Below are 11,066 nucleotides of genomic sequence, written 5' to 3'. Positions count from 1 at the left end.
GCTTCACCCCCTTGAGGCCGAGGCGTGCGGCCAGTTGGTCGTTGAGGCCGCGCTCGGTCGCGTCGAGGTTGGTATGGAAGGAGACGACGTTCACCCCCATCTGGGCGGCGAGCCGCGCGCAGCGCGAGACGGGCGTGCGGTCGTCGAGGCGCTTGAGCGGCTTGAAGAAGAGCGGGTGGTGGGTGACCAGTAGGTTGCAGTCGTGCTCCACCGCCTCCCAGAGCGCCGCCTCGGTCACGTCGAGGGAGATAAGGACGCCGTGTAGCTCTTCCTGGAGGCTGCCGACTTGGAGCCCGACGGGGTCCCATTCCTCGGCCAGCGAGGCAGGGGCGAGCTTTTCGAGGAAGTCGAAGGCGTCTTGGACGCGAAGCGGTTTTTTCATGGGAGGATTTTTATCGGGAAGCGGCCCGCGAGAGAAGAAAAAAAACCGGCCTCCCTCCGGGAAGGCCGGTTTCGCTCCGCGAAAATGGGTCGAGATTCAGTCTTTGCTGTTGTCCGGATTCATGAAGCGGATGCTGTCCGCGGGAGCGGACATAAATTGGAACGAGTCTTTGGTGTTGGCGCCGTTGACACCTTGCTCGGCGGCCGAATCGGCGCGGAGTTTTTCGTATTCGCGGATCAGGCGGTCGTACTCCGCCTGCAAGGAGGCCTTTTCCGCGTCGCTGCTGGCTTGTCCCATCTTTGCCTTGACGTCGGCGATCTGCTTCTCCAGCTGTTCCATACGGGTCGTTACCGTGCTGTTCGTGCCGAGCGTGGCGGTGGCGTCGACGGCCCTGGCCCGCGAGTATTCTGCGCGGAAGAAGGTTTCCATCAGGTATTTGTTCGCCGTCACCGCGACGTATTGATCTCGTAGGGCGGTGACTTGGTTTTGGTATTCCACCGGATCCATCGTGGCCTGCTTGTCCTTCAGGGCCGTGTATTTCGCCTCGAGATCCTTGTAGGCGACCTCGTTGGCTTTCATCATCTCCTTGGCCGCGACATAATCGGACTCCGTCAGCTTTTGATGGTTCGCGTAGAGCATGGTCTCGGCGGTGACCGGGAGTAACTGCACCTCGATCATCTTGCGAGAGGCGTTGAAGGTGGTGGCCACCACGTAGTCCTTGTTTTCCACCCGGGAGACCGTGAAGCGGGCCGATTCGATCATGCCGTACTCGATCTCGGCCTTCTGAACTGCGGTCAAGGAGGTGGAGGCCGTGACGGCGTCGCGATAGGGTTTCATCGCCGCGGCGATCTCGCCGTCGAGGTCCTTGCCCTCGTACCAGGTGATGCCTCCGGTCATTCCGAAGATGTTGGCGTAGAAGGCGAAGAGCGTCTTCCGCGCCTGCAACATGGTTTGAAGATTGTTGTAGCGAGTTTGGACCTTCGCCCACTCTCCCGCTTGGGCGGCGGTCTGATATTCAACCATCTTCTTCTCGATCTCCACGTTCAGGATTCCGTAGACCCGCTTGTCGGCTTGGACGAAGTAGGTGTGCATCAGCGCCACGTCCTTCGCGGTGTATTGCGCGGGGTTGGCCTGGTAGAGGGAGTGAAAGCCCAAGTCGTTGGAGGTTTTGAAGACGTAATCCCGGGAATTATAAGTGTAGTGGGCGAAGCGAGCGTAGGCGTCGCCCTGACGGTCGCAGATGTCGTTCTCGTTGCCGGTGCCGGAATCCTTGACGTCCAAGCCCGAGCCCGAGCCGCCGCCTGCGGTTGAGACCTTTTCGATGTTGGCCTGCACGTCGGCTTGAGTGGCCTCGCCGCCGCCTTTTTTTCCTCCACAAGCCACCAAGGCGAGAAACACCAAGGCGGGGACGATCGAATTCGCCCAATTTTTTGAGAACCGTGCTTTCATGGAAATCCTCCTGCTGTTGCGATGAATCGAAGGGTGGGGCGAATCCCCGGCAACCCAAGCAGAGGAGATGCAAAAAGAATTCCAATCAAGGAATTGAAAATATAAATAATATTAAACAGTTAAGTGAACTGTTTTAAATGCAGGATTTTCATTTTGATAATTTTCTCAGTTTGAGAGGCCGCGAGGGAGAAGGTACGGGCTCGCCGGGGACATTTAAGAGCGGGGCGCCTTGGTTTTTTCGGGCCTTTCGGGATTGAGTTGGCGGTAGACCGTGCCGACGTTGATATCGAGTTCCTTCGCCACTGCGTAAGGGCTCTCGCCGTTGCGTCGATAGGATTCCAAGATCACCTGTCGTTTGATCGATTCGAGGTCGGCCTTCGGCGCGGCGAGACCCGCGTCCGCGAACTCTGCGGCGCGCGCCTTCAAGCCGTATTTGCGAAGCTTAACGTAGACGGTCGCGACGCCGACGCCCAGATCGGCCGCGGCGCGCTCGCAGTTCATGCCGTTGCGCAGCAGGGCCGAGGCGTAAAGCGACTGCTCGTAGCGCTCCCAGGTCCAGCCGGGGCGGTAGAGGCCGTCCGGCTCGGCGGCGCGGGCGGGCGGCGGCGTCGCGGCCGATGCGGAGCCGGGCTTCGGGGCGGCTTCCGCGGCGGCGCCCTTCTCCTGCAGGCGGCGGCGGAGAAATTCGGGCAGGTCCTGCAGGCGGATCAGGCCGCGCTCGGCGAAGGCGGCGGCGGCGCGCAGGAAATTCTCCAGCTCGCGCACGTTGCCCGGCCAAGGGTAGGCGGCCATCGCCATCATCAGCTCCTTGGACAAGCGCGGCGTCTTCCCTGCGTTCAGCTCTTGCCCGGCGCGCTCCAGAAAATGCTCGGCGAGCAGGAAGAGATCCTCCTTGCGCTCCCGCAGTGCTGGCAGGTTCAAGACCATCTGCGCGACGCGGTAGAAGAGGTCCTCGCGGAATTTCCCCTCCTTCACCCAGCCCTCGAGATGCCGGTGGGTGGCGGCGACGATGCGGATGTCGAGCGTCAGGACCTTGGTGTCGCCCAGCCGGACGATCTCGCGCTCCTGCAGGGCGCGCAGCAGCTTGGCCTGGGTGTTGAGCGGCAGCTCGGCGATCTCGTCCAGGAAGAGCGTCCCGCCGTTCGCCTCTTCCAACAAGCCGCGCTTGTCGCGCGTCGCGCCGGTGAAGGCGCCCGCCTTGTAGCCGAACAGCTCGCTCTCCATCAAATTTTCCGGGATGGCGCCGCAGTTCACCGCCACGAAGGGGCCCTTGCGGCGGCGCGAGTGCTCGTGCAGCGAGCGGGCGATCAGCTCCTTGCCGCTGCCGGTCTCGCCGAGGATCAAGACGCTCAGGTTGGTGTCGCTCACCCGGTCGAGCAGCTGGAGGATTTCGACGATGGCGCGGCTTTTGCCCAGGATCCTCGCGTAGGGGTTCTTCACCTTCGAGCGCAGGTCGGTGTTTTGCAGCCGGGCGTTGAGGGTCTTCAGCTGCTCTAAGTAGCGCAGGTTTTGCAGGGCCAGCCCCGCCTGGTCGCCGTAGGCCTCGAGCAGCTCCAGCGTCTCCGGGGAGAAGAGGCCTGTCTTGTAGCGGTGCGTGAGGTACAGCAGGCCGATCACCTTTTGGTGGGCGCGGATCGGGACGCAGGCGATCGAGCGCAGGTGCAGCGCGACCACCGATTGAAATTGATTGAATCCCGAATCCACTTGCGCGTCGGCGGTGACCACCGAGGCGCCGCCGGTCAGGACCTTGCGCGCGATCTGCTGGCTGATCTCGATCTGTTCGGCGTCGACCTCGGTGTTGAAGGCGTCGCGCACGGCCAGGGCCCCGCCGTCCTCCTCGACCAAGAGCAGCGCGGTCTCGGCGTCGCAGAGCTCGGCGGCGTGTTGCAGGATCTTTTGGAAGAGGAAGCGCGGGTCGTGCTCGGTCAGCAGGGCGCGATTGATGCGCAGGATATTGGCCAGGGCGCCGCCGGCGCCGGACGGCGAAGGCGCAGTCATCGCCGTCGCCTCGCCGCGGCTCGCCGCCGCCCGCGGCGCGGGCCCTCGGCCTTGGCGCAGCTCCTCGGGCGCCTGCGCGAGCAGGTCCGCCAACGCCTTCTTTTCCTCCTCGGTCTCGGCCAGGTAGATCAGTTTCGGCGATAGCTCGCGGAAAGCGGCGAAATCCTCCTCCGCCAGGGCCAGGGTGGCGAGTGCGGCGATGGGGTAGAAGCGGAAGGGCTTGAGGTTGGGGTCTTCCTCCGAACGGTTCTGCGCCTCGGTGTAGGCGGCCCGCGCCTTGGCGAAGTCCCCCTGCTTGCGATAGACCTCGCCCAGCTCGAGGGTGGCCCGCGCCATCAGGCTGCGGGTGTGCGAGGAGGGATGGATCTTGCCGACCAGACGCTTGGAGAGCTCGAGGTCGTGGATCGCCTCGTCGAGGCGGTCGAGCTCGCTGAGCAGGACGCCTCGGTTTTGGGCGACCGTCGCGGCGCTCATGTAGTCCCGCGAATATTCCGCGAGCGAGAGGCTGCGCTGATAGTAGTCGAGGGACTCCAGCGGGCGCTGCTGTTGGGAGCGCACGTTGCCCAGGCCGTTGTAGGCGCGGATCAGATATTCCCAATGCCGCTCGCCGCGCGCCAGCTCCGCGACGCGCAGGTAGGCGTCGGCCGCGGCGGCGACGTTCTTGTCCTTCAGATAGGCCTCGCCCAGGTTGTAGCCGACCTTCATGCGGAAGGAGGGGTTGGCGTGGGTGGCGAAGAAGTCGAGGTCGGCCTCGAGCTGCCGGATCCCCTCGGAGACGCGGCCGGCGGCGAGATAGGCGTTGGCCAACTCGTTGTTGGTCACGCGCCGCCGTTCCTTGGGATCGAGCGCGGCGGCGCGGGCCGCGGTGTCCTCGAAGACGGCGATGGCCTCGGCGAGGCGGCCCTCCTGCAGGTCGAGAAAGGCGATGAAGTTTCTCAGGCGCAGCTCCAGCACGGCCGAGGGCTGTTCGCACTCCCGCAGCAGGGAGAGCCCGGAGGCGAAGTCCGCCCGCGCCTCCTGGTAACGGAGCTGCTTGGTGTAGATCCAGCCGCGGGCCTCGAGGAGGCGCGCGCGCTCGAGCAGGCGTCCGGGGCGCTCGAAGACCGCCTCCAAATCCCCCTCCAGCTTGGCGAGCAGGGCCAGGGCCGCGTCGAACTTCCCCTGCAGCGCCAGGGCCTCGGCGCGCCGCAGCTCGAGGCGCCAGTGTTGTCGGGGATCCGCGCCGAGCTCGCCCTCGAGGGCGTGGGCCAGGGCGCCTTCGGTGAGCTCGAGGCGGGAGAGGTCGGGCCCGGCCTCCTCGAAGACGGCGAGCCGCCACTTGCCGGAGCTGTCGACGATCAAGGGGTCCTTTAGGAGGGAATGCAGCGCCTCGCGCAGCGGGCCGGGATAGCCGCGGCTCCACTGGTGCAGGCCCTGCAAGAGGGGTGCGGGGATCTTCGGATTGCGAGTGACCTCGCGCAGGTAGGCCTCGGTCTCGTCCGCGTTCAGGGGACGCAGGCGCAGGCGTTCCGGCCGCCGGGCGCCGAAGGCCTTTTCGGCCTCCGCCTCCTGCTCCGGCCTTAAGGCGGCGACGAGGGAGGTCTGGGCCAAAAGCTTGTCGAGCGCCCCCGTCTCGCGGTGGGCGGCGAAGGCCTCGGCGCCGAGGAAGCTGACCGCCGGGCGGCGTCGCGCCGCCTCGCCGGGGGCGACCACCTCGATCTCGCGCAGCTCCGCGTCGTATTTCAGCTCGGTGAGCAGGGCGCTCTTGCCCAGACCTTTCTCGCCCGTCACCAGCAGGACCCGGTTCTCATCGGCCCGCGGCAAGCCCTCCAGGAAGGCCTTCGCCCGTTCGAGGATCTCCTCGCGGCCGATAAAATGGTCGGGGAGGTGCTTGGGCGGCGCGGCGCCCAGGGGGATCTCGCCCTGCGTTTCGAGGAAGCGGAGCCCGTCCTCGGCGGAGGCGAGGCGTTGCCGGGGATTCTTCGCGAGCATGCGGTCGAGCAGGGCGCTCCAGACCGGGTCGACCTCTTTGCGCAGGGCCGTCGCGGGGGGCGGAAAGAAATGCAGGTGCGCGCGCAGCGTCGCGAAGACGTTTTTCTGCAGGAAGGGATTGGCGCCGGTGAGCAGCGCGTAGAAGACGACCGCGAGCGAGTAGAGGTCGCTGCGCGCGTCACTGGGCTCTTTCAGGATCTTCTCGGGGGCCATGTAAGGCGGCGTCCCGCCGGTGCCGGCGAGGCTGGGGTGGGAGATCCCGAAGTCGATGATTTTGAGCTGGGGGGCCTCTCGGCCGGCGCCGGTGACGAGGAGGTTTTCGGGCTTGAGGTCCCCGTGCAGCACGTCCTGGGCGTGGAGATAGGCCAGGCCCTGCAGGGCCTGGACGAAGAGCTCGCGCATCTGCGCCGGCATCGCCTCGGCTGCGAAGCGGTCGAGACTGCGGCCGGCGATCAGCTCCTGCGTGAAATAAAAGCGGCGCAGCGCCGTGTCGTAGCCGAAGTCGAAGATGCGGACGATGTTGGGATGCTGGAGGCCCTTCAGCAGACTGAATTCGAACTTGAAGGTCGCGATGCGCTCGTCGTCGGCCAGCCCCTCGACCTCGTGGCGCAGCAGCTTCAGCGCGGCCCGCCCCTCCGGCCCCTCCACCTCGAAGATCTCCCCGGTCGCCCCGGAGCCCAGGGTGGAGAGGACGCGGTAATGTCCGTCGATGAGTGCGGGCGCGGGCATCATAAATTAGGAGTGTAGGCGTCCCGGGAGAAAAGCCAAGCGGATTATTATTGAAAAAGATTAGAATCTAAAAATTAGAATAATTATTATCAAAAATAGATGTAAATGAGATGTCCGGCATCCCTCGCTCCGGGTGGCCCCGGTTCCATTTTATTTCCATGAAGTAAATTAATTAAATAAATTCAATATATTAAACACGAAATGGAATCGGGGGGCCGGGGCTTTTTTCCTTTGGCACTCCCCTTGCTTGATAAGCGGCAAGGCTATCCGGGAAGGACGATCGCAGGATCGACGACCCGGGGACACACAAACTAAAGGTTCCGCGAGGATCCAAACAAGGAGGAGGGTTTCATGAAGGCTGGATGGGTAAAGAAGATTTCGATGGCGCTGATGTTGGCTCTGACCCTGGGGACGGTCGCCTGCGGTTCGGGGCAGGGCTCCGACGAGGGCGAGGTTTTGGAGAATTCCTTGAACGGCGAGAACGCCGGCGCCCGCGAGGAGGGCTCGGTCGAGTTCTTCGACGACGGCGGCAGCATCACGCGCACCGACGATTTCGTGTCGGTCAACACCGGCGACGGCGGCAGCTTCGTGTGCGAGAACGGCGAGTGTAATTTGTTCTAAGGCTTTCTAAACGCGCTGAAAGGCCGAAACGAGGACGGGAACCGTCCTCGTTTTTTTTTGCGTCCGCCCTAACGGGCCGGAGCGGGGACAAGCGCGAACGGCCCCTACGGCGGTCGCGACGAAACCCTATTCCCAAAAATTGTCATGTATCCCCTGGGGGGCGGACAGTGTGAATAGAAAGCGGTGGCGCTTCTAAAAGATGACTATGAAAAATAAATGGAATAACAAATTCAATAATAAATTATTATTAAAAAAAGATCTAAATTTAATACCTAAATTTTGGCATAGCGCCTATTTGGAATCGTCAAGATCATTTTTTAAAAAATTTTTTAATAAATTCAATTAATTATAAATTTATTTTATTTTATCGAAAATAATAACAGGTTTGGCATCCAGCTTGCTTTAGTATCTGGTCAGAGGATGCACAAGGGCCGGAAGCGAAAGCGAAAGGCCGATAGGGGACGGGACGAGAGAAGGAGAGAGCTCGAGTCCCGGCACTGAAATGAAAGAATTAAAAGGCCGCGTTCATAAGATTTCTGTCGAGGTGTATGGAGTGCCCCTTGATCGATTTCGGAGGACGCGGCCTTTTATTTTGGAAAGCCTCGGGATTCCCTGCATAATCGGGGACTGCGGCGGTTTTCCAAAGGGCGCGCCGGCAACGGCGGTCCAGATCCCTTGGAGTCATCGGACTGTTTCCCTTGTGGATGGGCCCGGATCGTTTCATATTTAGGATAGTCTTTATGATGGGAACCTGGCTGAAAAAATCCTTGGTCGTGTTTTTCCTGGCGCTGCTCTCCGCCTGCGGCGGGGCCTCGCCTCCCTTGGGGATCCCGGCGCCCGTCTCCAGCCTGATGACCCTCGAGGGCCCGGACGGTAGCGGCATCGTGGCGATCTTCGGTGCGCCTGGCGCCGTTCTGCCCGACGCGGTGGTAACGGGGACCAATATCAGCGTCGCCTATCGCCCCAAGCCTTGGGAAGGATTGCTGCTCGGCACCGCTTATGCCCAACAGGGAGTGACACTTCCGCGCAACGTCGTCGCCGCCTCGGACGGCTCCTTTCGCATGCGCGTGCCCGGCAAGACCGGAGACATCATTCGCATCACCCAGACCGTCGACGGCGAGACGAGTCCGGGCACCGACCTGGTCGTCCCGGAGAGCCAGACGGTGGTGACGCCCGGCGGGACCCTTCCCTAAATCTATTTCCTTCGAAATTATCCCTTTGCTCGCTTCAGGCCCTGGGCCAGAATGCCGCGCATGCGTCAGAGAACCTTTGGACGCGGAGGACCGCTCGTCTCGGAGATCGGCCACGGCACCTGGGCCATGGGCGGCCACTGGGGGCCCCGCGACGATGCGGCCGCCTTGGCGGCCTTGCGAGCGGGGCTCGAGAGCGGCATCCATTTCCTCGATACCGCCCACGGCTACGGTCACGGCCATTCGGAGCGCCTGATCGCCCGGGCTCTGCGTGAGACCGGGGCCCGGCCCTTCGTCGCCACCAAGTGTCCGCCGAAGAACCTCGCCTGGCCGCCCAAGCCGGGCGTCCCCGTTCAGGAGGTCTTTCCCGGCCGCCACTTGATCGAGGTGACCGAGTACTCGCTGAAAAATCTCGGCACGGAATGCCTCGACCTGCAGCAGCTCCACGTCTGGGAAGACGCCTGGCTCACGCAGGGGGATTGGCTGGAGGCGGTGCGGCTCCTCAAGGCGCAGGGCAAGATCCGGCGCTTCGGCGTCTCCCTCAACGACCATCAGCCGGAGAACGGGCTGAAGCTAGTCGCCAGCGGCCTGATCGATTCGGTGCAGGTGATCTACAACCTCTTCGACCAGCGGGCGCGGGAGCGCCTCTTTCCGCTGTGTCGGGAGAAGGGCGTCGCGGTGATCGTGCGCGTCCCGCTCGACGAGGGCGGCCTGAGCGGCGCGCTGACGCCGCAGACGCGTTTTCCGAAGGGGGACTGGCGGGCGCACTATTTCCAGGGAGATCGTTTGCGCGAGACCTGCGAGCGGGCCGCGGCCTTCGAGTTCCTGCGGCGGCCGCCCTTCACGAGCCTGGCCCAGGCCGCGCTCAAGTTCTGCCTGATGGAGCCCGCCGTCTCGACCGTGGTCGTCGGGATGCGGAGCCTCGAGCACGTCCGGGCCAACGTCGAAGTCTCGGATTTTGAAGGTTTTTCGGAAGAGGAACTGAAAAAGGCCTATACCTTTTCCTGGCCGAGGAATTATTATCCTCATTACGGCTAGGTCATTCCGGGCAAGGCGCAAAACAGGGCAACTTCTGGGTAGGAACGCCGATCTTTTCTCATCGGCACGGCGGTTTTTGCGCTGGGAAGGCTTCTCACTTTCTCACGCATGGGGCGCCCCGGAGCGATCCGGGGCGTTCTTTTTTTCCCTCCTTTGTTTTGATCTCGTTACGTTTGTGTTTTTGCCCGATCCCCCGAGCCCCGGGCTATACCCTCTTCACTCTTTTCTCCCGGCCTCAAGCCGGCCGGGAGAAAGGTCGAAGAGGCCCTGATATATAGGCTTCAAGGGGAGGGCCTCTTCGAAACCCGTTCCGAGGGTATAGCCCGGGGCTCGGGGGATCTCCCGCTGTAAAAATTTGATTCTAAGATTTTCGGAAAAAGAAGCGCCCGAATCCCTAATTTTTTTATTTTTTTGGCAGGGCGGGGAAGGCTTCGTCTGGGTCTTCGGCGTGCTTGGGATACAAAAAGGCCGGGCGGTGTTGGGAAGGATTTTGCGGGCTTTCCCAGACTCGTTCGTAGAGAGCGGCGTCGTCTTCTCGGCGGATTTTTTTTCGAAAATCTTGCCAACAATCCTCTCGGATCAAAATATAGCTCGGCGTGGCGAGGCGAAGGATCCTTTCGCTCTCCCAATTGCATTCTTCGGACAGCCGGTAATGTAATTCGTCCGGCGTGACGCCGTAGGCCAGGCGCCAGATGCGCGTCTTGTCCCAGTGGCGCTCGGGTTCGTAGGGGAAGGCCTCGCGCATCCAGCGGTACTTGTAATAGAAGACCAGGCCCTTGTGCGCGATCAACATCGGGATGTCTCTTCCGGCTAACTCCTCGCTGACTTGCCGGTAGGCCTCGAAGTCGGGGTCGAGGGACTTCGGGTGCGCGGCCTCGAGGCGCGGACCGGCCAGCGCGCCCGGCACCCAGGCCAGGAGGGCCAGGGCGGCGAACTGCCATTTTTTCCAGGGCGGTGCCGCCTCCGTCGACAGGAATACCAGACAGGCCATCAGGCCCAGCGCGGGGAGCAGGATCGCATAACGCTCGCCCCCCCCGAAGACCTCCGCGCCGCCGAAGGGGAAGAAGGCGGGGAGCCATAGGGCAAATAATGGGAGCAAGACGATTCGGCGCCCGGCTTGGCGTTTCCATAGGCGCCACGCGAGTCCCAGGGTCAAGATCGGGACGAGGATCAGCTCCGCCTTCACGGCGAGCGGGAGCTGGGCCCGGGAGAGCAGGCTGAAATAGCCCGCGCGCGGGGCCTCCCAGGCGAGGCGCTCCAGGTCCAAGAGACGAAAGCGATCGGGCAAGAGGAAGAGCGCCGCCAGGCCCAACAGCGAGATCGCGGCGAGTCCCAACCAGAAAGCTCGGCCCAGGCGGAGGCGCCTTTGGGTTTGGACGGCGAGCGCCGCGAGGCCGAAGAGCCCCGCCAAGGGGACCGCGCCGCGGTGGAGGAGACAGGCCAGGGGCAGGGCGGACCAGGCCCATCCCGAATGCCTTCGCTCCGCGTTCAGCGGCCAGGGCCAAAAGGGCAGCAGCAGGAGCGCGGCGAAGAATTTCGGGAACTCGGTCGCGACGAACAAGAGCGAGGGCGAGAGGCCAAGGTACAGCAGCAGTAGGGCGGCCGGAAAGGCGAGGTTGGGATTCCACCACCGCGCCAGGGCGAGCATGCCTAAGCAAAAGAGGAAGAGGGAGGCGGTCTGCCAAAGC

At 63.0% G+C, this 11,066-nt stretch carries 6 protein-coding genes and 1 pseudogene; 4 read left to right on the top strand and 3 right to left on the bottom strand.

The window, feature by feature from the left end:
• The 3 genes from FBR05_00880 to FBR05_00870 all read right to left on the bottom strand — a co-directional run.
• Positions 1-382, bottom strand: a 382-nt coding sequence (locus FBR05_00880) for a Nif3-like dinuclear metal center hexameric protein (protein MDL1870739.1), incomplete at its 3' end; no start/stop codon positions are given.
• 96 nt (positions 383-478) lie between these two features.
• Positions 479-1,831, bottom strand: coding sequence for a hypothetical protein (locus tag FBR05_00875; GenBank protein ID MDL1870738.1), 1,353 nt, complete (start codon positions 1,829-1,831; stop codon positions 479-481).
• 213 nt (positions 1,832-2,044) lie between these two features.
• Positions 2,045-6,532 carry a tetratricopeptide repeat protein gene (locus tag FBR05_00870; GenBank protein MDL1870737.1) on the bottom strand — a complete coding sequence of 1,496 codons (4,488 nt, stop codon included), beginning with the start codon at positions 6,530-6,532 and terminating at the stop codon, positions 2,045-2,047.
• A gap of 348 nt (positions 6,533-6,880) precedes the next feature.
• Here FBR05_00870 and FBR05_00865 point away from each other — a divergent pair, with 348 nt between their 5' ends.
• The 4 genes and pseudogenes from FBR05_00865 (at position 6,881) to FBR05_00850 (ending at position 10,443) form a co-directional block, all read left to right on the top strand.
• Positions 6,881-7,150: a hypothetical protein gene (locus tag FBR05_00865; GenBank protein ID MDL1870736.1), complete on the top strand. Its 270-nt coding sequence runs from the start codon at positions 6,881-6,883 to the stop codon at positions 7,148-7,150.
• 740 nt (positions 7,151-7,890) lie between these two features.
• Complete coding sequence (locus FBR05_00860; GenBank protein MDL1870735.1) at positions 7,891-8,343, top strand: hypothetical protein; 453 nt, start codon at positions 7,891-7,893, stop codon at positions 8,341-8,343.
• Positions 8,344-8,394: 51 nt separating this feature from the next.
• The gene (locus tag FBR05_00855; protein ID MDL1870734.1) at positions 8,395-9,378 is read left to right on the top strand and encodes an aldo/keto reductase; all 984 of its coding nucleotides are present in this window, start codon (positions 8,395-8,397) and stop codon (positions 9,376-9,378) included.
• A gap of 873 nt (positions 9,379-10,251) precedes the next feature.
• Positions 10,252-10,443: pseudogene (locus FBR05_00850) on the top strand (Fis family transcriptional regulator).
• The last annotated feature ends 623 nt before the right edge of the window (positions 10,444-11,066 follow it).

It is taken from the genome of Deltaproteobacteria bacterium PRO3 (assembly GCA_030263375.1).
GTDB lineage: Bacteria > UBA10199 > UBA10199 > DSSB01 > DSSB01 > DSSB01.
Note: the sequence above shows the minus strand (reverse complement) of the source record. Positions and strands in the feature narration are given on the sequence as shown.